Origin of the sequence: Salipiger sp. H15, from assembly GCF_040409955.1 — a bacterium.
Classification (GTDB): domain Bacteria; phylum Pseudomonadota; class Alphaproteobacteria; order Rhodobacterales; family Rhodobacteraceae; genus Salipiger.
Genome location: NZ_CP123388.1, coordinates 196,070 through 216,902, shown reverse-complemented (window position 1 = coordinate 216,902; position 20,833 = coordinate 196,070). Strand labels below are relative to the sequence as shown.

Sequence of the window (20,833 nt, the reverse complement as noted above, 5' to 3'; positions counted from 1 at the left end):
ACCCGTCCGCCGGATCCGCCCCGGGGTCTAGCCGGCGCCGCCCAGCTGCGCCGAATGCGGCAGCACGTAGGGGCCGGTGACGGGCGGCGTGCTCACGCGCAGCGTGCAGCCGTAGGCGCGGGACAGCAGTTCGTCGCGCAGCAGCGTCCCGGCGCTGCCCTGCTCCAGCAGCCGTCCCCCGGCCAGCAGCGCGACGCTGTCGGCGAACATCGCGGTGAGGTTCAGGTCGTGCATGATCGCCACCACGCCGCCGCCCGCGTCGGCGAAGTCGCGGGCGATCCGCATGACCTGCAGCTGGTGCGCGATGTCGAGGCTAGAGACCGGCTCGTCGAGGAACAGCCAGCGCGCCTCGCCCTCCTCGACCGGCTCCCAGACCTGGCAGAGCACGCGGGCAAGCTGGACGCGCTGTTGCTCGCCGCCCGAAAGCTCCTGGTAGGGCCGCCCGGCGTATCCCGAAAGCCCCACGCGCGCCAGCGCGCGCGGGGTGAGGTCGGGCGCGCCAGCCGCGCTCCTGCGGATCTGCCCGAGCCGGACGACCTCGGCCACGGTGAAGGGAAAGGCCAGCGGCGTGAACTGCGCCAGCACTGCGCGGCGGAGGGCAAGACGCCAGGGAGGAGTGCCCGAGAGATCCTCTCCGCCGAGCGTGATGCGCCCTTCGTAGCCGAGATCGCCGGACATGGCGCGCAGCAGCGTGGTCTTGCCCGAGCCGTTCGGCCCGACGATCGCCGTCAGCGCACCGGGCGCGGCGCGAAAGCTCACCCCGTCGAGGACCCGGCGGCGCCCCAGGGTCACGGTGACATCAGTTGCGTTCAGCATGGCTCAGATCTCCAGGCTGCCGCGCCGGCGCAGCAGGATCCACAGGAAGAAGGGCCCGCCGATCACCGCGGTGACGATGCCGATGGGCAGCTCGCTCGGCGCGACGATGCTGCGGCTGACCACATCGGCGAGCAGCAGCAGGCTCGCCCCCAGCAGGCCCGAATTGACCAGCAGCGCGCGGTGATCCGGCCCGGTGGCAAGGCGCAGCAGGTGCGGCACCACGATGCCGACGAAGCCGATGCCGCCCGAGATCGCCGTGGCCGCGCCGACCGCCGCCGCGACCACGAGGATCGCGCCGGTCTTCAGGCGCTGCACCGGGACGCCGAGGTGATGCGCCGCCGCCTCGCCGAGCGCCAGCGCGTTGAGCCCGCGCGCGAGGGCCGGGGCGGCGACGAGCGCGGCCAGCATCAGCGGCGCCGCGGCAAGGGTCTTGCCCCAGGACGCGCCGGCGAGCGAGCCGAGGCTCCAGAAGGTGAGGTCGCGCAGCTGCTGGTCGTCGGCCATGTAGATGAGCAACCCCGAGAAGGCCGCGGTCATCGCCGCCAGCGCGATGCCACCCAGCAGCATCGTCGCCACGGAAGTGTGCCCGCCGCGGGTCGCGATCACGTAGAGCAGGCTGACCGACAGCCAGCTGCCCGCGAAGGCCAGCACCGGCACCAGCGCCGCGCCGAGAACCCCGGCGATCCCCGCGGGCAGCAGCCCGCCGAGCACGATGGCCGAGATCGCGCCCAGCCCCGCCCCGGCGCTGACGCCGACCAGCCCGGGATCGGCCAGCGGGTTGCGGAAGAGCCCCTGCAGCACCGCGCCCGCCACCGCGAGCGAGGCGCCGACCATCATGCCGGTCAGCAGCCGGGGCAGGCGGATGTCCCACAGGATGATCCGGGCACGGGCGTCGATCTCGCGGCCCGCCAGCAGGTCCGCCAGCGCGGCGGGCAGCGAGACGCCCGAGGCCCCGACCGCGAGGCTGGCATAGGCCGCGACAAGCAGCAGCGCGACGAGGGCCCAGCTTGTGCGGCGGGCCAGTCCGCGCCGGTCGCCGACGAGGTGGCCCTCGGGATGGATCGCCACCATCTCAGCCACCCGCGAGCGCGTGGGCAAGCTCGGTCGCCGCCTCGGCGGTGCGCGGCCCGAAGCCGAGCAGCTTCATCCCGTCCATGCGCAGCACCGAGCGGGCCTCGCCCGCCGGGGTGGACCGGATCGCCGGGTGCGCGAAGAGCGCGTCATCGCTGACCGCCAGAGCGCCACCGCGCGCCATCATCAGGATCACGTCGGGCGCGGCCGAGATGACGGCCTCGTCCGAGAGCGGCTTGTACCCCTCGAACCCGGCAATGGCGTTCACCCCGCCGGCAAGGCGGATGATCCCGTCCGCGGCGGTGTTCGCGCCGCCCGCCATGATGCGCCCGCCCTGCATCGACAGCACGAAGAGCACCCGGCGCGGCGGGGTGCCCGAGGTCTCCTCCCCGACGATCCTGCCCGCGTCGTCGAGGGCGCCCGCCACGTCCGAGGCGAGTCGCTCGCCCTTTTCGGGCACGCCCAGCACCTCGGCGACGCGGCGGATCTTGGTGAGCACGGCGGCGCGGTCGTAGCCCTCGGGGATCTCGACGAACTCGACGCTGGCCTCCTTCAGCAGATCCACCGCCTCGGGCGGCCCGGCGCCCTCCTCGGTCAGGACCAGCGTGGGGTTCACCGACAGCACGCCCTCGGGCGAAAGCTGCCGGATGTAGCCGACGTCGGGCAGGGCGGCGACCTCGGGCGGGTAGGTCGATGTGGTGTCGCGCGCCACGAGCCGGTCTTCTTCGCCAAGGGCATAGACGATCTCGGTGACCGAGCCGCCGATCGAGACGATGCGCTGCGCCTCCCCGGCGCGAGAGGGCGCGGGCAGGAGCGGCAGCGCAAGGAGCGCCGCCAGCGTCAGGCGGCGACAGGTGGCGAGCCTCACGACAGCACCTCGGCGGGCGCGACCTCGGGCAGGGCGCGGGCGATCGCCTCGAACTCGGCGGCGCGGTCCTGCGGTTTGCGCACACCGAAGATCTGCAGGATGATCCGGCCCTCGGCGTCGAAGGCCTCGACCGAGACCGCCATGCCGCGCCGGGTCGGCTTGTGCACCTCCCAGACCTCGGCGACGTGGTCGCTGCGCAGGTGCATGTCGAAGCCGGGGTCGAGCACGTTGAGCCAGGGGCCCATCATCCTGATATTGGTGACCGGACCGGAATGGATCTGGATGCAGCCGTTGTTGCCGACGAAGACCATCACCGGCACCTGTTTCGCCGAAAGCTCGGTGAGCAGCGCCTCGAGGCTCTGCGGCGCGACCGGGCGGACGTAGGGCGCCCCGGCGACGCGGTAGGCCCCGAGCCGGTTCATCTTTAGCCGGCTGACCATCGTCAGGAACTGGTGGGTGTCGGTCAGCTTGTCCCAGTTCTCGCGCAGTTCCCCGGCGCGGTCGGCGCGGGCGCGCGCGGGCTCGGGGGCCTCGCGCGGCTCGGTTTGAAGCGTCTCGTCCTGCACCTCGAGCGCGAGATCGGCGACCACACCTGCCCAGGCCTCGTGGTCCGAGCCGTCGCGCAGGTGGATCTTGTGCACCGCGTCGCCGGCGGCGTCGAACACCAGCAGCGCGCGGCGGAGGCCCTTTTCGGTCTGCTGGTCGAGCGCGAAGCCATGCACCCAGTGGCGCGGGAAGATGCGCAGGTCGATCTCGCCGTTGAGCACCATCGAGGCGTGCTCGCCGGAATGGTAGTTGGCGTACCGCCCGAGCTTCTCATGCACGCAGGAGGGGGTGCGGGTGAGGGCGAGAACCTCGCCCAGCTTCTCGGCGGCGGCCATCAGCCGGTCGGGATCGGCGCTGATGCGGGTGACGCCGTGACCCACGTGGGCGGCTATCAGTTCAGCCTCGCTGATGCCGAGCTGCTCCGCGAGATCGCGCTCGCGCAGGGTGGATTTCTCGAGACGCGCGGCACGGATGTCCTGCGCGGAAAGCGGCGGGGTTTGAGCCATAAGTCACTCCTGGCCATGTGGGGGACGCGATGTCTGGCTGGCACCCGGCGGATGCTTAGGCTGGAGCGGAAAATACACCTGTATTTCCGACTTATCTACTCAGGTAGTGGAGGTGGTGCAAGAGCTTCGTGGTGGCTCGCGGGAACGACACGTCGCAATGCCTTGAAATCAGGCGATGTCTTCACATCTGACGTGCCCGAACTCCCGCGTGCCATATTCCAGACTAAAACACTTGACTTTAGGCGGGCGGAGAGCGTAGCCCTTCGAGAGCGCCAGCTGAGCGTGTTTCCGGCCCCCGGACGCCTGCGCAAGCGAACACCCCACATCATGAACCGAAGGACGGTCGGCCAAGGGCCCGCACCGTCCGATAACGAGTGCGCCGGCGCGCCGCCATGGCCGGGGCCTGCCTGCGCCCGCAGGCAGGCCGTCGCCGGCGAAGGGACAAGGACGAAAGACGATGAGACTTGCAGCATTCCTCCGGGGCGCGACCGCGATCACGCTGGCGCTGGCGGCGACCGGGACATCCGCCGCGGCGCAGGACGCGGCCGACCCCGAGGCGACCTTCCTCGGGCGCATCGTCGTCGGCTATTCGGCCGACGGCACCCCGGTCTACGCGGGCGAGAACAGCTCGCATCTCGAAGGCAGCTCAGTGACCGCGCAGGGCGGCACCGCGACGGTCGATGACGTGCTGCGCCAGACGCCGGGCGTCTCGACCCGCCTCAACCCCGGGCAGCCGGGCGTCGCCGTGTCGATCCGCGGCCTGCAGGGGCAGGGCCGGGTGGCGATGACGGTCGAGGGCGTGCCGCAGACCTTCCGCTTCAACGGCCACGCCTCCGAGGGCTACGCGAATTTCGAGCCGCTATTCCTGCAGGGTATCGACATCACCCGCGGCGCGGTGGTGACCGCGGGGGGCAGCGGCTCGGCCGGGGCGGCGAACTTCCGGCTGCTCGAGGCCGAGGACATCGTCGACGGGCAGGGCGCGGGCGGGCGGGTCCGGCTCAGCTACGGCGACAATGGCGACGACTTCGGGCGCATGGGCGCGGCGGCCTATGTGGGCGCGCGTGGCTCGATCCTCGGCGCCTATGCCCGCACCACCGCCGATGCCTTCGAGGACGGCGCGGGCAACGAGGTGGCCAACACCGACAAGGACCGCGACAGCTACATGCTGCGCGGGCGCACCGCGCTGACCGAGACCCAGAGCCTCGAGGTCCTGGCGACGCGGATGAACGCGGACTATGCCTCGAACTCCTACGAGCAGGAGATGACCACCGACCTCTACAAGCTGGGCTACAGTCTGAACTACAGCCCGGCGATCAACCTCAAAGCGAATGTCTACCGCGCGATCACCGACAATGAGTACACCGGCTCGATCGACGGCACCGGTTCCTACGTCGGGCGGCAGATGCGGACCATCACCACCGGGCTCGACGTCACCAACGTGAGCGAACTGGCGCTCGGAAGCTGGGTGCTGACCTCGACCAACGGTTTCGAGTATTACGAGGATGTCCTCGGCGGGGCCGAGGGCGGCGCGAACCCGACCTTCGGCGAGGCGAAGACGCTGGGGGTCTACACCGAGAACATCTTCTCGAACGGCCCGTGGGAGATCACCGCGGCGCTGCGCTACAGCGACTACAGCCTGCACGGCAGGCTCGACAACGAGCTGGAGTCGGGTGACGTCGACATCGACGAAAGCTCCCTCGATCCCAAGCTGACGCTGGCCTACCAGGTCAACGACTGGCTTCAGCCCTACGTCTCCCTCTCGCGCAGCACCCGCGCACCCTCGCTGCAGGAGACCCTGCAGGAAAGCTTCCACGGCTACGGCTTCTTCAACCTCTACCTCGGGCCGAACCCCGATCTTCAGGCCGAGACCACCGAGGGCGGCGAGATCGGCGTCAACATCGCGCGCGGCAACATCATCGCCCCGGGCGACCGGCTGACCGCGCGGCTCGCCTACTTCAAGATGAACGTCGAGGATTACGTCGCCTACGTCATGGAGGACACCTACACCTCGGTCGGCCCGACCACGCTCGCCTTCTATGACAACATCGACGGCACGACGGTCACGCAGGGCTTCGAGCTCGAGGCGGCCTACGAGTCAGAGCTCTGGTCGGCGGCGCTGTCCTACACCAGTTCGGACTCGACCCCGCCGTCGGGCTACGAGGGCTACGAGCTGCAGCCGCCCGAGACCTTCTCGACCACGCTGGCCCGCCACTTCCTCGGCGGCGACCTGACGGCGGGCGCGACCTACAGCTACACCGCCGCGGGCGTGTCGATCGACAGCGAGGCGGAAAGCGATGCCTACGGGCTCTGGGACGTCTTCGCGAGCTACGAGGCGACGGACAACCTGCTGATCACCGCAAAGGTCGCCAACCTCGGCGACGAGGAATACCTGCCCTATGCCTCGACCGGCAACGGTCCCGGCCGCACCTACTACCTTGGGCTGCAGATGACCTTCTGAGCCGGGCAATGCGTGGGTTCCCGTCCGGCCCTAAAGGCGGGGACCCCTTGCACGCTTTCCCCTCGGGCGGGTGCCGGACATTGCCGGTCTCTGAGCGGGTTCCCTACGCCGGTCCCGCCGGATGCCCCGCGCCGTCCTGCTCGCCGACCAGCCCGGCCTCGAGGGCGAACCAGACCAGCTTCGCGTCGGTGTCGAGGTCGAGGATGCTCTTGATCTGGTAGTGGTTGTTCTGGACCGTCTTGCGGCTGATGGCGAGATCGTCGGCGATGCGCTCGGCGGTCCAGCCGCGCGCGATGAGGCGGAGGATCTCGGTCTGCCGCACCGAGAGGTCGCGCAGCCGGGTCTCATTGCCCATGATCCGGTCCTGGGCGATCGCCCGCATCAGGTCGGGAGAGATGATGCTGCGCCCGGCGATCGCGCCGCGGATGGCGGCGATCAGTTCCTCGGGGTCGCTGCTTTTCGTGACATAGCCGGTAGCGCCGGCCTCGATGGCCTTCAGGGCAAAGGCGGCGCCCTGGTGCATGGTGAAGACGACGACGCGTGCATCGGGGTTGTACTGGCGGATGTGCCGGAGCGCCTCGATCCCGGTCGCGCCGGGCAGGGTCACGTCCATGATGACGGCGTCGGGCGCGGTCTCGCGGTAGCGCACGTAGGCGCCGCGCGCGTCCTCGGCCTCGGCGACGATGGTCATGTCGGGCTGCAGCTCGATGAGCCGCCGGTAGCCCTCGCGCACCACCGGGTGGTCGTCGACGATCATCAGGCTGATCTTCCTCACGCCGCGTCCGCCCATGCCGGAATGGGGATCGAGACCGCGACCCGCACGCCGCGGCCGGTGTCGCGGATGTCGAGCGCGCCGCTCTGCGCCTCGATGCGCTCGCGGATGCCGAGAATGCCGTGCCCGCCCCGTGCCTCGCCGCTGAGCCCGCCGCCGTCGTCCTGCACGATCAGGACCAGCGCGCCCCGCTCGCCGGTAAGCTCGACGCTGACGGTTGCGGGCGCGCCGTGGCGCATGGCGTTGGTGACGCATTCCTGCACGATCCGGTAGAGATCGAGCGCCACCGCGTCGGGCACCCGGTCCTCGGGCACGTCGATCTTCAGCTCCATCTTCACGCCGCGCTCCCGCTCCCAGCCCGCCAGCATGGTGCGCAGGCTGGCAAAGAGGCCGATCTCCTCGAGATCCGGCGGCCGCAGCCGGGCGAAGGCGCCGCGCAGGCATTCCATCATGCTGCGGATGTTGGTGCCGATGCTGCGGGCGTCGCGCACCACGTCCGGTCGGTCCGCCGCGGCGATGGCAATCGAGGCGGCAAGGGCATTGGTCGCGGTCAGGGTCTGGCCGAACTCGTCGTGCAGGTCACGCGCCAGCTGGCGGCGTTCCCGGTCCTCTACCTCGAGCAGCTTGCGGGTCAGCGCGCGCTGCCGCTCGGCGCCCGCCCGCAGCGTGCCGGACAGCTGGTTGAGCGCGGCGGCGATCTGCCGGAACTCCTTCGCGCCACCGGGCGCGATCTGCATGCCGAGATCACCCGCCGCAAGGTGGTCGAGCCCCCGCACGATCCGCGCCACCGGCCCGAGCCGCCAGACCACCGCCAGCGTGCCGAGCGCGAGGACACCCGCGGCCATGGCCAGCGTCTGCCAGACCGCGAGGCACACCCGCTGCCACGAGAGCGTCGCCACCGCCAGCGGATCGAAGGAGGCGGTGATGGTGAAGGCGCCGTTCTGCGAGGCCGAGCCCTCGCGGCTGACCGGCTCCGGCACGGTGAAGAAACGCTTCGCGAGGTCGCGGTAAGCCTTGGGCGGGATCGGCCCGAAGACCTGCCAGCCGGCGCAGAGGCGGCGCGGCGAAATGGTGCCCTGCTGGAACTCGATGCAGGTGCCGGGCGCCATCACGGCGAGCAGCTTGATCGAGGTCCACTCGGCATAGTGCGGATCGCCGGCGCGCGGCTCCATGTGGTAGTTGCGCTCGAGCACCATGCCGGCGCGGGCGAGCGTGGTGCGCATGTCGTGCCCGGCGGCGTGATAGGCCTCGGCCGCGGTCCAGCCCAGCGTGGCGAGCCCCGCCAGCAGCGTCACCAGCCAGAGCATCCCTATCAATCCCGAACGCAGGCTCATGCCGGAGTGCCTTTCAGACCGTTGGCCCGGAGTGCCGGACCCCTCTCGCGAGGATCGGGCAATTCGGGCCGTTTGTCGCGGGCAATTTGCCCGCCCTGCGCCGCGATCGGCAAAAGGGGCTATGAAAATGGGGGTTTGGCGTGCTCACTCGGGGCGGCGAAGGGAGGACGCGGGATGGAGGATGTTGTTCTGGGATTGTCGGGTGCGGGCGCGGCGCGGCGCCTGATCGACCACGTGGCGCGGGGCCTCGTCGGGCGCCGCGACCTCGTGGAGCGGATGGTGATCGCGCTGCTCTCCGGCGGGCACGTGCTGGTCGAGGGCGCGCCAGGGATCGCCAAGACGCGGGCGGTGCGGCGGCTGGCGGAGGCGATGGAGGTCAGCCTCGGCCGGGTGCAGTGCACGCCCGACCTCATGCCCTCGGACATCACCGGGATGCAGGTCTTCCGGCAGGAGGAGGGCCGGATGGAGTTCCTGCGCGGCCCGGTGTTCAACGGGCTGGTCCTCGTGGACGAGATCAACCGCGCCCCGCCGAAGGTGCAGTCGGCGCTGCTCGAGGCGATGGCCGAGGCGCAGGTCACCGCGGCGGGCAAGACCTTTGAACTGCCGACGCCCTTCATGGTGATCGCGACGCAGAACTCGCTGGAGCATGAGGGTACCTTTCCCTTGCCCGAGGCGCAGCTTGACCGGTTCCTGATGCACGTGGTGCTGGACCTGCCGGACGAGGCGGCGGAGCTGGCCATTCTCGATCTGGTCGACGGCGAGAGCCGCGGCGAGACGGAGAGGGTGCAGGAGAAGGTCTCGCGCGACGATCTGATGCGGATGTCGCGCGAGGTGCTGGACGTGCACCTGTCCGCGGCGCTGAGAAATTACATCGTGGCGCTGGTGCTGGCGACGCGGCGCGAGGCGCCGGGCCTGTCGGTGACCTCCCGCATCCGCCAGCCGGTGTCGCCGCGCGGCACGCTGGCGCTGGCGGCCTCGGCGCGGGCGCGGGCCTACCTGCATGGCCGCGATTTCGCGATCCCCGAAGATGTCGAGGTGCTGGTGCCGGACGTGCTGGCGCACCGGATGACCCCGACATGGCGGGCGCTGGCCGAGGGCGACACGTCGCGCAGCCTGCTTGCCGAGATCGTCGCGAGGGTGAGGCCGCTGTGACCGGGCGGAGCGTTCCCGGGGCCGAGGTCACGCTCGAGCGGCTGATCGCGCTCCGCGAGGAGGCCGGGGCGGGGATGGTTGTGGGCGAGAGCCGCAGCGAGACCGGGCACCGCTCGGGCAGGCGGCAGGGCCGGGGCGGCGACATCTTCGACCTGCGCCCCTTCCAGCACGGCGACGACCCGCGCCACATCGACGCCGCGGCGAGCGCCCGGAGCGGCCGCGCGCAGCTTCGGCGGCGGCACGAGGAGTTGGAGCAGACCGTGCTGCTGCTGGCGGATTTCCGGCATCCGATGCTCTGGGGCACGCGCGGCCGGCTGCGCTCGGTCGCGGCGGCGGAGGAACTGGCGCGTGTCGGCTGGCGGGCGGTCGCGGCGGGGAGCCGGGTCGGTCTGCTTGTCCTGCGCGACGGCGGCGCCGAGGCGCTGGTGCCGAGACCGCGCGAGCAGGCGATGCTCGATGTGGCGGGCGCGCTGGTGCAGGGCCACGCCGCGGCGCTGGAAACGCCGGGGCAGGGGAGCGAGCCGCTCAGCGCCGCGATCTTGCGCGCGACCGCGATGGCGCGCCCCGGCGCGTCGGTGGTGCTGGCGACGGGGATGGACCTGCCCGGCGCGGATTTCGCCATTGCCGCCGCAGCGCTGATGCAGAAATGCCGGCTCGAGGTCCTGCTGATCCGGGACGCGCTGCACCGCGATCCGCCGCGAGGCATCTTCTCCGTCCGCATCGGCGAGCGCATCCTCGGCGCGCGCTTCGCGCCGTGGCGCGCGCCGGACCTGCTCGAAGAGCTCGCCATCCGCACCCGTGTCGTCGATGCCGCCGAAGGAGCCGCCGCATGAGCCCCGAGGAACTCGTCTCGCAGCTCGCGCCGATACGGGTGCCCGCGGAATTCGCGCGGTTCGGCCTGCAGGACGCGCTCTGCGCGATCTCGCTCGGCCTTGTCGCGGGGCTGCTCCTGGCGAGGCTCCTGCGGGTGTTCGTCCGCCCGCGCGTGGCGCCCCGGGGCGATGTGAAGGCCGAGATCGCCGCGCTCGCGGGGCTAGGGCGTCACGAGCGGCTGCTGGGGCTGGCCGCGATCCTCGCGCGCATGGAGCTGCCGCCCCCCGCGGGCCTGTCGGAGGCGCTCTATGACCCGGGCGCCGAGTTCGACCCCGCCATTGCCGAACGCGCCGTGCTCGCGGCGCGGGAAGCGGGGCCACGCGCATGAGCTTCGCCTTCCCCCTCGCAGCCCTGCTGCTGCCCCTGCCGCTGCTGCTCCTCTGGCTCGCGCCGCCCGAGCGCCATGCCCCGGGGGCGCTCGCGCTGCCGCCGGCGCCGGCCGAGGCGGCGCGGCCGGCGCGCGCAACCTCGGCAGCGCGCCACGCGAGGCTGGTCCTGCCCGGCCTTGCCTGGGTGCTTGTCGTCATGGCGCTCTCGGGCCCGCGCGTCGAGCAGGTCTTCGACATCCTCTCGGACTCGGCCCGCGACATCGTGCTGGTGCTCGACCTCTCGGGCTCGATGGAGCGCGAGGATTTCTCGCTCGACGGCCGGCAGGTCTCGCGGCTGGCGGCGGTGCAGTCGGTCGCCGCGCGCTTCGTCGAGGGCAGGGCGGGGGATCGCGTCGGCCTCGTCGTCTTCGGCGACCGCGCCTATGTCGCCGCCGCACCGACGCAGGACGTGGCGGCGGTCGCGCAGGTCATCGGCACCACGCGGATCGGGGTCTCGGGCAAGGCCACCGCCATCGCCGACGGGCTGGGGCTGGCGATCAAGCGGCTGCGCGAGCGCGACGCGAAAAGCCGGGTGGTGATCCTGCTCTCGGACGGGCAGGACACCTCCGGCGCCGTCGATCCGGTCGCGACGGCGGAGGTCGCGAAGGATCTCGGCATCCGCATCCACACCATCGCGCTGGGGCCTCAGGATCTCGAGACCGCGCCCGGCACGCGCGACGCGGTCGACACGGCGACGCTGCGCGACATCGCGCAGCTGTCGGGCGGCACGATGTTCCGGGTCCGGACGACCGATGACCTGCGCGCGGTGACCGAGGCGATCGACACGCTCGAGCCGAGCCCGGCCAAGGCGCCGCCGATCCGCGGCTGGCGCGAGCTCTGGGTCTGGCCCGCGGCGGCGGCGCTGGTCCTGCTCGCGATCGCCCTGTATCTCACCGGGCGGGAGGCGGCATGATCGAGCTTGGCCCCCTCGTCCTCATGCGCCCGTGGTGGCTGGCCGCCCTGCCGGTGCTGGCGCTCGCGACGGTGCTGGCCCTGCGCCGTGCCGATGGCTTGGGCGCGTGGCGACAGGTCGTCGACGCCGAGCTCTTTGCCGTGCTGCGCCGCCTCGGCCATGTGATCGAGGCGCGTCCCGATCCGCGGCCGCGCTGGCTCGGCGGTGCCGCGGCGCTGCTGTCGTTCGGCCTTGCAGGCCCGGCGACGCGGAACGCCGACGCGCCCGCCTTCCGCAATCTCGACGCGGTGATGATCCTGCTCGACCTCTCGCCCTCGATAACCGAGGGCGGCAGCCTTGGCGCGGCGCAGGCGGCGGTGTCGCGGGTGATCGACCGGCACGGCACGCGGCCCGTCGCGCTGGCCGTCTTCGCCTCCGAGAGCTTCCTCGTCAGCGTCCCGGTCGAGGACCCCGAGCCCCTGCAGAGCGCCATCGCCGTCCTCGACGCCGGCACGATGCCGGTGGCCGGGAGCCGCCCTGACCGGGCGCTTGCGATGGCCCGCGACGCCCTGCGCGACGCCGCGGCCGAGCGCCCCGACGTGGTGCTGGTCTCGGACGGCGGCGCGGTGGGGCCCGAGGCGCAGGCCATTGCCCGCGACATGGCGGCAGACGGCATCCGGCTGTCGGCGGTCTTCGTGGCGCCAGGCGCGCCGCCCTACGGGGCGCCGCCGCCGGACCGGGCGGCGCTTGCCGCGCTCGTGGCCGTGGGCGGCGGCAGGCTGGTGGAGGCGGGCGACACGGCGGCGCTCGAGGCGCTCCTGCAGGACCGGACCGGCGCGGGGCTTGCCGAGACGGCGCGGCGGACGCTGCTGTTCGAGGATCACGGGCGCCTTCTCGTCGCGCTGGCCTTCGCCGCCATGCTGCCGCTCTTCCGGCGGAGGAAAGCGCCATGACGCGGCGCGAGCTCGTCACGCTGGCAATCGCCGCACTCTGCGCCCTCGCCGCCGGACCGGACGCCTGGGCCAAGGTGGCCTGGCGGCTGGGGGCGCCCGGCCTCGCCCTGCCGCTGCTCACCGATGACGCCGCGCGGGGGGCGGCGCTCTACTCTGCCGGGCGGTATGACGAGGCCGATACCGCCTTTGCCGCGGTCGGCCGCAGTGCCACCTACAACCGCGGCATGACGCTGGCGGCCAGCGGCAGCTACCAGCTCTCGGTGGCCTATTTCGATGCCGTGCTCTTCGCCGACCGCTACGACGCCGACGCCAAGCACAACCGGCAGGTGGTGAGCGCCCTCGTCGATCCGGTGGTCGGCGAGGCGATGGGCCACGGGCGGATCAAGGCGCTGCTCGCCGAGCGGGGGTTCGAGGCCGACACCTTCGACACGGATGATCCCATGGCGCCGGTCAGGACGCTCGACTGGGTGACCGACCGCGATGCGCTCAAGCGCGGCGTCACCCGCGACCGCAGCGTCGCGGCGAGCGCGAAATGGATCGCCTCGCTGGCGGATGCGCCGGGCGAGTATCTCAAGGCGCGGCTCGCCGCCGAACTCGAGCGCCGGGTCGAGACCGGCGAGGCCGCGGCGGCGGAGGCATCGCGATGGTGAGGCTGCTGTCGCTGATCGCCTGCCTCGTGATGCTGTCCGGCGCCGCGTTCGCGCAGGACGAGACGCTCTCGCTCGAGCTCGTGCTCGACCCGCGCGAGACGCCCGCCTTCGAGGGCGAGATGGTCCTCGGGACCATCCGGGGCGTCTACCGCGAGACCATCGCCCGCGAAGAGCTCAAGCTGCGCAGGATGACCGATTTCGACTGGATCCGGCTCGGTCAGGACCATTGGCGGCAAGAGCTCGTGGACGGCCGCGCCGCGCGGGTGATGGAGCGGCGGATCGCCTTCTACCCGAAACGGTCGGGGCGGCTCGAGATCCCCGCCATCGTGCACCAGCTGGAACTTGTGGTGCCCGGCGGGGGACGGGCGACGCGCCTCCTGCGCTCGCGCCCGGTCGGTATCGAGGTGCGGCCGAGGCCGGTCACCGGGGAGGCGCCGTGGCTGCCGGTGCGGGCGCTGGAGGTTTCGGACCACTGGAGCGCCGACCCCGCCGTGCTCGAGGACGGGCAACTGGTCGAGCGGCGGGTGATCCTGCGGGCCCTCGGGGCGACGCCCGAGATGATGCCGCGGCAGCCGCCCCTGCGCGAGCCGTGGCTCATCACCTTCTCGCCGCCGGCGCAGGTCAACATGGACGTGACGCCGGAGGGCCCGGTCACCACGGTCGAATGGCGCTGGAAACTGCGGCCGGTCACCGGCGAGCCCGGCGTCATTCCCGAGGCCACCATCGCCTATTACGACACCACCCTCGGGCGTTCTGCGACGGCCATCCTCCCGGCTTCCCCGATCGGCTACGCGAGCTTTGCGAACAACGCGAGATCCGGCTGGACCAGCGGGCTTGGCCCGGCGGGTCTGCCGCTGGCGACGGGGCTGATCGCGTGCCTGGCGGGATTGGCGGTGTCGCTGGGCAATGGGCGCCTTCGCGCCGACCCGGGGCGCGTGCTGCTGACCGGGATCCGAACCCGTTTTCTGCTGCTCCGGCTCGGCTACCTGCTGCGCCGGGGAAGGCTCACGGAGTACAGGCGCGAGGCCGCTCTGGCGCTGCGCCTCTGCGGTGTCGCGCCGGACGTCCGGGAGACGCTGCTTTCGAGCGTGGATGCGGCGATCTTCGGCGGGCAGGACCGGCCAGCGTCCCGACATCTCGGGGAAATGCACCGGGCCGTCCGGGAAGCGGTTGCTGGCCGGTCAAAGATGGTCCTGACCTGACGCAGGGCATATCCGACGCCCGGACAGACGTGCGGCGCCAGTGTGCTTGCCCCTGATCAGACCATGGCGGAAAGAGCCGCTTTGCGATCCCTTTGCGGGAGCTTTGGGGCGTCCGAGCCGCCCGCCGCCGCAAGGAGACCGTTCCCGCCTATTCCAGCTCTCCGCGGCGCGCGATAGCCGCGGCGCAGGCGCGGCCGAGGGCGATCTCGTCGGTGGAGAAGGCGGGCGCGGCGCGCAGGTAGTTGATCGTGCCGAGAACCCGGTCGCCTGCGACCACCGGCACGTTCAGCACCGCCTCCAGCCCGAGGCCGAGGATGGTCTCGTGGTCGGAGAAGGCCCAGGAGATGTCCGCGGCGCCGAACCCGGCGTTCACCTCGCGGCGCAGCAGCACCTTCTCTCCCCAGGGCGTCGCGCGCTTGGGTTTGCGGCCGCTCACAGGGTAGACCTCGGGCAGCGTGGAATAGAGCCGTTCGACCTCCATCTCCGCGGCGTGGAAGCGCATGGCGGAGAAGAGGCCGTTCGGGATCGCCGCGTTGCAGAGCGCGTAGGCCTCGGCGAGCTGCGTCGCGGGATCGGCGATGCGCGCGAGCGCGGCATCAGGTTCGCCCGCTCCTCCCGACGCGGCGGTGCCGACCCGGCGGGTGTCGGCGACGGCGCTTGCGCCCGTGGGTTCGCGCAGGGCGATGCAGACGCCGCCAGCCATCCAGGTTTCCTGCGGCCAGGCCTCGAGATCGTGGCCGCGGGCCGCGAGGTCGGAGATCTGCGCCGGGGCAAGGTCGGCCTCGTAGAGCACCTTGTTGGGATGCACGTCATGCGGCGCGAAGCTGCCGGGGAAGGCGTAGGTGGCGACGCGCGGCGCGCGCACGGCCTGCTCGGGCGTCATGCCGAGGTCGAGCATGTTCAGCAGCACCTGGATCATCGCCTGCACCTGCACGTCGCCGCCGGGCGTGCCCATCGCGAGCCAGGGCTTGCCCTCCTTCAGCGCGAGGATCGGGTTCGGGGTGAGCCGCGGCCGCTTGCCCGGCGCGAGGGCGTTGAGGTGGCCGGGGATCGCCCGCGACTGCGAGCCGCGCGACGAGACCGAGAGCCCGGTGCCGGGGATCACCAGCGTGTCGTAGCTGGGATCGCTCGGCGTGGCCGAGAAGATGTTGCCCGCGCCGTCGATGACGCTGACATGCGAGGTGTCGGCGCAACCGACGTGGAAGACCGCGGGCGCGCCGCTCGGCTCCGCGGGCGTGCCGGGGGCGGGAAGCGGGTCGGACTTCGCGCCGATCCCGGCGAGCCGCGCGGCAAGGAAGTCGGGGGCGAGCAGCGCGGCGGGGCGGATCGCCATGTGATCGGGATCGGTGACGAAGGCCTCGCGGTCGGCAAAGACTCGCTTCAGCACCTCGACGAGGAAATGCAGGTCGAGCGCGCCGTCGCGGGTGGCGGCGCCGGGGCCCGCGGCCTCGATCATCGCCAGCGTCTCGGCCATCGAGATGCCCTGGCACCAGGCGCCGCAGCAATGCACCTCGACGCCGCGGAAGCGCACCGGCAGCGTCGCCTCCTCGCGCACCTCGTAGCCGGCAAGGTCGGCGGCGGTCAGCAGCCCGCCGTTCGCCGCGTGGAAGGCGACGATGCGCTCGGCGATCGGGCCCTCGTAGAAGGCCGCGCGCGCGGCGGCGAGCCCGGCGCGGCGGTCGCCGGGGCAGGCGGCCTCGGCGGCGATCATCTGCTCCAGCGTCCAGGCGAGGTCGCGCTGCACGAAGCGCGTGCCGACCACGGGCGGGCGGCCGCCGGGCAGGAAGATCTCGGCGGTGGAGGGAAAGCGGGCGTATTTCTCCTGCCGGGTGGCAATGAAATCGGCGAAGAGCGGGTAGACCTCGAACCCCTCGCGGGCGGCCTCCACGGCCTCCTCGGCGATGTCGGCGAAGCGCATTGTGCCCTTCTCGGAGAGGGCGCGGATCCAGCTGGCGGGGGCGGCGGGGATGACGGTGCGCAGGATGCCCTCGGGGACATGGTCGCCGTGGGCGCGGTGCATCGCCTCGACATCGGCGGCGGCAGGCCAGCCGCCGACCCCGTCCTGGCTGGTGACCTGCCCGGTGGCTGCGTCGAACATGATGATGGGCGCGACCCCGGCAACGGACACGAGATCGGGCTGGACCACGCCCAGCGTCAGCCCGGCGGCGACCCCCGCATCCACGGCATTGCCCCCGGCACGAAGGATTCGCTCGGCGGCGCGGGTTGCGGTCGGGTGCCCGGTGGCAACTGCCCAAGTTTCCATCATGCCGCCCTGCCTCTCCAAATAACTTCCTAGTTTTCTTATCCTACATTATTAACTACGTAGTTGACAAGTGCAAACACTCATTATTACCGTTGTTGTATGAGCACCATGACCAGCAAGCTCTCCCTCGCGCCGCTCGTGGCGCAGTGGGAGGCGACCCCCGACACCGGCGTGAAGTACCAGCGCCTGGCAGAGGCTTTCGCCGCCTGCATCCATTCCGGCACCTTCATGCCGGGCGGGCACCTGCCCAAGGAGACCGAGATCAGCGCCGCGCTGCCGGTGGGCCTGTCGACGGTGCAGAAGGCGCTGGCGCAGCTCGTCGAGGAAGGGCTGGTGATCCGCCGCCGCAAGCTCGGCAGCTTCATCGCCGAGCTGAACCACCAGGTGCCCGAGGTCCACGTCTACCGCTTCCGCGACCCCGTGACGGGCGAGGAGATGATGCCCTTCACCCGCGTCCTGCGGGTGCAGCGGGTGCCGACGGCGGAATATGGCCCGCTGCTGACCGGCTTCGAGGCCGAGGAGGTCATGCGCCTCGACCGGCTGGTCTGGGTCTCGGGGGCCTCGCCGGCCTACAGCTCGTTCTTCATGCGCTGCGAGTACCACGTGGACCTGCCCGGCGACGGCGCCGAGACGCTGCATGGCGCCTCGTACCACCGGATGCTGTGGGAGCGCTTCGGCATCCGCACCGCGCAGGTGCGGCACAGCGCCAGCGCGGAGCTGCTGTCGCGCCATGCCTGCGAGCAGCTCGACCTCGCCGCGCCGCATGTCGGGATGATCTGGGACGCCAGCGAGTACGACCGCGACGGCCGGCTCCAGATCGTGCAGCGCTTCGAGCTGCCGCGCGGCCATCGCCCGATGGAACTGGTCGAGCGCAAGCCCGGCCTCTGACCCCAACAAGAAAACGCAAACACAACAGTGGAGATAGACATGAAAAGATCGCTTCTGATCGCCGCCTCGATGCTGGCCCTCGCCGGCCCCGCCTTTGCCGAATGGCAGCCCGACGGGCCGATCCGCCTGTGGATCGGCTACGGCGCCGGCGGCGGCACCGACGTGCAGGGCCGCACCCTCGCCAAGGAAATCGAGGCGCGGCGCGGCTGGAAGATCGCGCCCGAGAACAAGGCGGGCGAGGACGGCACGGTCATGTCGGCGCAGCTGAAGTCCGAGGCGCCGGACGGGCAGACGCTCGGCTTTGCGATCACCACCACCTACGACTTCGCACCGATGAACAGCGACAATCTCTCGCCCGAGGATTTCACCTACATCACCACGACCGCGGGCTCGCAGATGGCGGTTCTGGCGCGCGCCGACAGCGGCTGGAACACGCTCGAGGACCTGCAGGCCGCGGCGGCGGGCGGTGAGCAGATCGTCTGGGCCAATTGGGGCACGCAGGTCGAGGCCGGCGCCGAACTGGTGGCCCGCGGCCTCGGCATCAGCGTCAACCACCTGCGCACCGAGGGCGGCAAGGGCGCGCTCAACGCGCTGGTGTCGATGGATGCGAATGTCGGCTGGGGCGGCGGCGTGCAGAAGCCGCTGGTCGAGGCCGGCGTGCTGAAGATCCTCGCCTCGGCCGAGACCACCCCGGTCGCGCTCGACCCGGAGAAGCGGACGCTGAGGGACATGGGGATCGAGCTGAACCTCGGCTACCAGTACATCATCACCGCCCCGGCCGGCCTGCCCGAGGAGATCCGCGACGAGATCGCCGCGGTGGTGGCCGAGATCCTCGCCGATCCCGAGAGCGAGACCCGCCAGTTCATCGAGAAGCAGTACCCGCCCGCGCCGATCGTCACGCAGGGTGACGCGCTGCGCGAGCAGATCCTCGCCACCTACGACGCCAACGTCGAGATGATGAAGGCCTTCGCGCAATGACCGGCGGTCCCGAGGAAACCGCGGCGGGCGCGGCCTCCGGCGGGCGATGGAACCTCTGGATCGGCCTCGGCACGCTGGCCTTCGTGGCCCTCTGCCTGCTCGTCTGGTTTCCCCGGGACATCGGCAGCGGCTTCCTGCAGAAGAACCTCACCGGGCGCATGGTGCCCGGTGACAGCTTCTTCCCGGTGCTGCTTGTGGGGCTCATGGTCCCGCTGGCGGCGCTGCTGATCCTGAGCCAGCTCGGCGCAAGGCGCGGGTCGGGCGGCGAGGAGGTCGGGCGCATCAGCCTCGGCAACCTCGGCTTCCTCGGCCGGTCGCTGCTGCTCACCGCCGTCAGCCTGCTGGTGATGAACGCCACCGGCCCGGTGCTGGTCTGGCTGACCAACGCGCTCGGGCTCACCGCCTTCAGCGGCTACCGCGCCGCATCGGCAAGCTTTCCCTTCGACGTGTCCGGCTTCTTCGTCGGCGGCACGCTGCTGACCTGCGGCTTCATCTCGATCACCTGCCACCGGCTGCGCGGGCGCGACGTGCTGGTCGCCGCGGCCACGGTCGCGGTGATGATCCTGATCTTCGACGGCCTGCTGGACAATATCCAGCTGCCCCCGAACGCCGACCTCTGAGGACCCTCCCTCCATGGACCTACTCCTGCAATACGTCGGCCTCGGCGTGACTTCCGTGTTCCAGGGCGCCGACGGCTCCCTGCTGCTGATGCCCGTGCTGATGGTGCTGATCGGGGTGCTGGTGGGCATCCTCATCGGCGCGGTGCCGGGCATGTCCGGCCCCTTTGCCATGGCCATCGCGCTGCCGATCCTCGTGTCGATCTTCGGCTACGGCAACGACGCGCTCTACCCGGTGCTGGGCTGCCTGCTCGGCATCATGAAGGGCGCGACCGTGGGCGGGGCGGTGCCGGCGATCCTGTTCAAGACACCCGGCACCCCCGACGCCTTCCTCACCACGCTCGACGGTTACCCGATGGCGCGCAAGGGGCTGGGCAAGAAGGCGATCCAGACCGCGCATTTCGCCTCGGTCATGGGTGACAACTTCTCGGACATCGTGCTCTTCATCGCCGCCCCCGCCATCGCCGTGGCGGTCGAGCGCATCCTCGGCCTGCCCGAGAAGTCGGCGCTGATCATCCTGTCGCTCTGCTTCATGGCGGCGGTGGTCGGCAAGGCGCCGCTGAAGGGGCTGATCGGCGGGCTGCTCGGCATGTTCGTCTCGCTCATCGGATCGACCATGTCCGGCAACGGCCCGCGGCTGACCTTCGGCATCCCCGAGCTCGGCAACGGCCTGCCGCTGACCTCGGCGGTGCTTGGCGTGCTGGTGATCTCCGAGGTGCTGATCTCGATCGAGGAGATGCACGAGGCCCGCAAGACCGAGGCCCCGAGCCGCGAGCGGCCCGAGATGGGGCCGGCGCTGAGCTGGGCCGAGCGCCTGCGCATGATGCCCGGCATCCTGCGCGCCGCGGTGATCGGCACGGTGATCGGCGCGCTGCCCGGCATCGGAACCACGACCGCCGCGACCCTCAGCTACGACACCGCCAAGCGCCGCTCGAAAACGCCCGAGGCCTTCGGGCAGGGCACGCCGGACGGGGTGGTGGCGACCGAGGCGGCGAACTCCGCCGTCTCCGGCGCCAACCTCATCCCGGTGATGAGCCTCGGCATTCCCGGCAACTTCGCCGCGGTCTTCATCATCCTCGCGGTCGAGACGATCGGCGATTTCTCCTTCGGCCCGCAGGTCTTCCAGTTCACCCCGATCCAGCACATCGAGGGGTTCGACACGATCCTCAACACCAACCTCGTGATGGCCTTCGGCATGTTCACCATGATGGTGGTGGCGAATATCTTCAACTGGACGCTCGGCGGGATGCTGATGGGCGTTCTCGGCCATCTGGTGCGGATCCCGAAGGAGCTGATGCTGCCGGTCATCCTGACCGTGTCGCTCACCGCCGCCTACGTGCAGGACGGCGGCTACGTCGGGCTGCTGACGGCGGGGGTCTTCGCGCTCATCGGCTACGCACTGCGGCGCCTGCAGATTTCCATCCTGCCCTTCGTCATCGGCTTCCTTCTGGCCCCGACGCTCGAAGGGCTGGTGCGCGGCGCCTTCACCGCCTCCGGTGGGGACGCGTTCTTCCTGCTGAAGTCGCCGATCGCGCTGGGGATGCTGGCCTGCTCGGCCTTCCTGCTGTTCCGCATGGTGCGGCAAGCCCGCAACCCGTGAGAGAAGGGCCGGCGCGGCGTGCCGGA

19 protein-coding genes are annotated in these 20,833 nt (G+C 71.3%); 12 read left to right on the top strand and 7 right to left on the bottom strand.

The genetic code is table 11. The annotated features are described in order from the left end of the window. Positions 1-27: 27 nt before the first annotated feature. Genes PVT71_RS27215 through PVT71_RS27200 form a run of 4 tightly spaced genes read right to left on the bottom strand, consistent with a single transcriptional unit; the run spans position 28 to position 3,807 of the window. A complete protein-coding gene (locus PVT71_RS27215) occupies positions 28-816 on the bottom strand; it encodes a heme ABC transporter ATP-binding protein (protein WP_353476365.1) in 789 nt (262 codons plus the stop codon). A 3-nt stretch (positions 817-819) separates the two neighbouring features. Beyond that, the gene (locus PVT71_RS27210) at positions 820-1,887 is read right to left on the bottom strand and encodes an iron ABC transporter permease (RefSeq protein WP_353476364.1); all 1,068 of its coding nucleotides are present in this window, start codon (positions 1,885-1,887) and stop codon (positions 820-822) included. Between the two features lies 1 nt (position 1,888). Next, positions 1,889-2,755, bottom strand: coding sequence for an ABC transporter substrate-binding protein (locus PVT71_RS27205; RefSeq protein WP_353476363.1), 867 nt, complete (start codon positions 2,753-2,755; stop codon positions 1,889-1,891). Next, positions 2,752-3,807 carry a ChuX/HutX family heme-like substrate-binding protein gene (locus PVT71_RS27200; protein WP_353476362.1) on the bottom strand — a complete coding sequence of 352 codons (1,056 nt, stop codon included), beginning with the start codon at positions 3,805-3,807 and terminating at the stop codon, positions 2,752-2,754. The genes PVT71_RS27205 and PVT71_RS27200 overlap by 4 nt, the downstream gene beginning before the upstream one ends. Before the next feature lie 457 nt (positions 3,808-4,264). Between PVT71_RS27200 and PVT71_RS27195 the strand changes: the two genes are divergently transcribed. After that, positions 4,265-6,265 (top strand): TonB-dependent receptor, encoded by a 2,001-nt coding sequence (locus PVT71_RS27195; RefSeq protein WP_353476361.1) that lies wholly within the window; start codon positions 4,265-4,267, stop codon positions 6,263-6,265. Positions 6,266-6,368: 103 nt separating this feature from the next. Here the strand turns inward: PVT71_RS27195 and PVT71_RS27190 are convergent, their stop codons facing one another. Further along, entirely contained in the window at positions 6,369-7,040 is a 672-nt protein-coding gene (locus tag PVT71_RS27190) for a response regulator transcription factor (protein ID WP_353476360.1), read from the bottom strand. Further along, complete coding sequence (locus PVT71_RS27185) at positions 7,037-8,371, bottom strand: sensor histidine kinase (RefSeq protein ID WP_353476359.1); 1,335 nt, start codon at positions 8,369-8,371, stop codon at positions 7,037-7,039. The genes PVT71_RS27190 and PVT71_RS27185 overlap by 4 nt, the downstream gene beginning before the upstream one ends. A gap of 174 nt (positions 8,372-8,545) precedes the next feature. Between PVT71_RS27185 and PVT71_RS27180 the strand changes: the two genes are divergently transcribed. From PVT71_RS27180 to PVT71_RS27150, 7 genes are read left to right on the top strand one after another with little or no spacing between them, the layout of a single operon-like run. Then, positions 8,546-9,523, top strand: a complete 978-nt coding sequence (locus PVT71_RS27180) for a MoxR family ATPase (protein WP_353476358.1) — start codon at positions 8,546-8,548, stop codon at positions 9,521-9,523. Beyond that, positions 9,520-10,356, top strand: a complete 837-nt coding sequence (locus PVT71_RS27175; protein ID WP_353476357.1) for a DUF58 domain-containing protein — start codon at positions 9,520-9,522, stop codon at positions 10,354-10,356. The genes PVT71_RS27180 and PVT71_RS27175 overlap by 4 nt, the downstream gene beginning before the upstream one ends. Then, positions 10,353-10,724, top strand: coding sequence for a hypothetical protein (locus PVT71_RS27170; RefSeq protein ID WP_353476356.1), 372 nt, complete (start codon positions 10,353-10,355; stop codon positions 10,722-10,724). Before PVT71_RS27175 ends, PVT71_RS27170 begins: the two co-directional genes overlap by 4 nt. Continuing rightward, positions 10,721-11,677 (top strand): VWA domain-containing protein, encoded by a 957-nt coding sequence (locus tag PVT71_RS27165; RefSeq protein WP_353476355.1) that lies wholly within the window; start codon positions 10,721-10,723, stop codon positions 11,675-11,677. Before PVT71_RS27170 ends, PVT71_RS27165 begins: the two co-directional genes overlap by 4 nt. Next, positions 11,674-12,609 (top strand): VWA domain-containing protein, encoded by a 936-nt coding sequence (locus PVT71_RS27160; RefSeq protein WP_353476354.1) that lies wholly within the window; start codon positions 11,674-11,676, stop codon positions 12,607-12,609. Before PVT71_RS27165 ends, PVT71_RS27160 begins: the two co-directional genes overlap by 4 nt. Beyond that, entirely contained in the window at positions 12,606-13,259 is a 654-nt protein-coding gene (locus PVT71_RS27155; protein ID WP_353476353.1) for a hypothetical protein, read from the top strand. Before PVT71_RS27160 ends, PVT71_RS27155 begins: the two co-directional genes overlap by 4 nt. Next, positions 13,253-14,461 (top strand): hypothetical protein, encoded by a 1,209-nt coding sequence (locus PVT71_RS27150; RefSeq protein ID WP_353476352.1) that lies wholly within the window; start codon positions 13,253-13,255, stop codon positions 14,459-14,461. Before PVT71_RS27155 ends, PVT71_RS27150 begins: the two co-directional genes overlap by 7 nt. A gap of 148 nt (positions 14,462-14,609) precedes the next feature. Here the strand turns inward: PVT71_RS27150 and PVT71_RS27145 are convergent, their stop codons facing one another. Next, positions 14,610-16,727 (bottom strand): gamma-glutamyltransferase, encoded by a 2,118-nt coding sequence (locus PVT71_RS27145; protein ID WP_353476351.1) that lies wholly within the window; start codon positions 16,725-16,727, stop codon positions 14,610-14,612. Between the two features lie 105 nt (positions 16,728-16,832). On the opposite strand from PVT71_RS27145, the gene PVT71_RS27140 reads away from it, so the two are divergent. From PVT71_RS27140 to PVT71_RS27125, 4 genes are read left to right on the top strand one after another with little or no spacing between them, the layout of a single operon-like run. Then, positions 16,833-17,612: a GntR family transcriptional regulator gene (locus tag PVT71_RS27140; RefSeq protein ID WP_353476350.1), complete on the top strand. Its 780-nt coding sequence runs from the start codon at positions 16,833-16,835 to the stop codon at positions 17,610-17,612. A gap of 39 nt (positions 17,613-17,651) precedes the next feature. Next, complete coding sequence (locus PVT71_RS27135) at positions 17,652-18,590, top strand: tripartite tricarboxylate transporter substrate binding protein (protein ID WP_353476349.1); 939 nt, start codon at positions 17,652-17,654, stop codon at positions 18,588-18,590. Then, positions 18,587-19,210: a hypothetical protein gene (locus tag PVT71_RS27130; protein WP_353476348.1), complete on the top strand. Its 624-nt coding sequence runs from the start codon at positions 18,587-18,589 to the stop codon at positions 19,208-19,210. Before PVT71_RS27135 ends, PVT71_RS27130 begins: the two co-directional genes overlap by 4 nt. Positions 19,211-19,223: 13 nt before the next feature. Continuing rightward, positions 19,224-20,807: a tripartite tricarboxylate transporter permease gene (locus PVT71_RS27125; protein ID WP_353476347.1), complete on the top strand. Its 1,584-nt coding sequence runs from the start codon at positions 19,224-19,226 to the stop codon at positions 20,805-20,807. Positions 20,808-20,833: the final 26 nt, after the last annotated feature.

What these genes read in the sequence shown, in the direction of transcription:
- PVT71_RS27200 (WP_353476362.1), bottom strand. Translation starts at nt 3,807, where the DNA reads ATGGCTCAAACCCCGCCGCTTTCCGCGCAGGACATCCGTGCCGCGCGT.
- PVT71_RS27140 (WP_353476350.1), top strand. Translation starts at nt 16,833, where the DNA reads ATGACCAGCAAGCTCTCCCTCGCGCCGCTCGTGGCGCAGTGGGAGGCG.
- PVT71_RS27150 (WP_353476352.1), top strand. Translation starts at nt 13,253, where the DNA reads ATGGTGAGGCTGCTGTCGCTGATCGCCTGCCTCGTGATGCTGTCCGGC.
- PVT71_RS27135 (WP_353476349.1), top strand. Translation starts at nt 17,652, where the DNA reads ATGAAAAGATCGCTTCTGATCGCCGCCTCGATGCTGGCCCTCGCCGGC.
- PVT71_RS27130 (WP_353476348.1), top strand. Translation starts at nt 18,587, where the DNA reads ATGACCGGCGGTCCCGAGGAAACCGCGGCGGGCGCGGCCTCCGGCGGG.
- PVT71_RS27185 (WP_353476359.1), bottom strand. Translation starts at nt 8,371, where the DNA reads ATGAGCCTGCGTTCGGGATTGATAGGGATGCTCTGGCTGGTGACGCTG.
- PVT71_RS27160 (WP_353476354.1), top strand. Translation starts at nt 11,674, where the DNA reads ATGATCGAGCTTGGCCCCCTCGTCCTCATGCGCCCGTGGTGGCTGGCC.
- PVT71_RS27195 (WP_353476361.1), top strand. Translation starts at nt 4,265, where the DNA reads ATGAGACTTGCAGCATTCCTCCGGGGCGCGACCGCGATCACGCTGGCG.
- PVT71_RS27210 (WP_353476364.1), bottom strand. Translation starts at nt 1,887, where the DNA reads ATGGTGGCGATCCATCCCGAGGGCCACCTCGTCGGCGACCGGCGCGGA.
- PVT71_RS27170 (WP_353476356.1), top strand. Translation starts at nt 10,353, where the DNA reads ATGAGCCCCGAGGAACTCGTCTCGCAGCTCGCGCCGATACGGGTGCCC.
- PVT71_RS27180 (WP_353476358.1), top strand. Translation starts at nt 8,546, where the DNA reads ATGGAGGATGTTGTTCTGGGATTGTCGGGTGCGGGCGCGGCGCGGCGC.
- PVT71_RS27215 (WP_353476365.1), bottom strand. Translation starts at nt 816, where the DNA reads ATGCTGAACGCAACTGATGTCACCGTGACCCTGGGGCGCCGCCGGGTC.
- PVT71_RS27125 (WP_353476347.1), top strand. Translation starts at nt 19,224, where the DNA reads ATGGACCTACTCCTGCAATACGTCGGCCTCGGCGTGACTTCCGTGTTC.
- PVT71_RS27145 (WP_353476351.1), bottom strand. Translation starts at nt 16,727, where the DNA reads ATGATGGAAACTTGGGCAGTTGCCACCGGGCACCCGACCGCAACCCGC.
- PVT71_RS27155 (WP_353476353.1), top strand. Translation starts at nt 12,606, where the DNA reads ATGACGCGGCGCGAGCTCGTCACGCTGGCAATCGCCGCACTCTGCGCC.
- PVT71_RS27165 (WP_353476355.1), top strand. Translation starts at nt 10,721, where the DNA reads ATGAGCTTCGCCTTCCCCCTCGCAGCCCTGCTGCTGCCCCTGCCGCTG.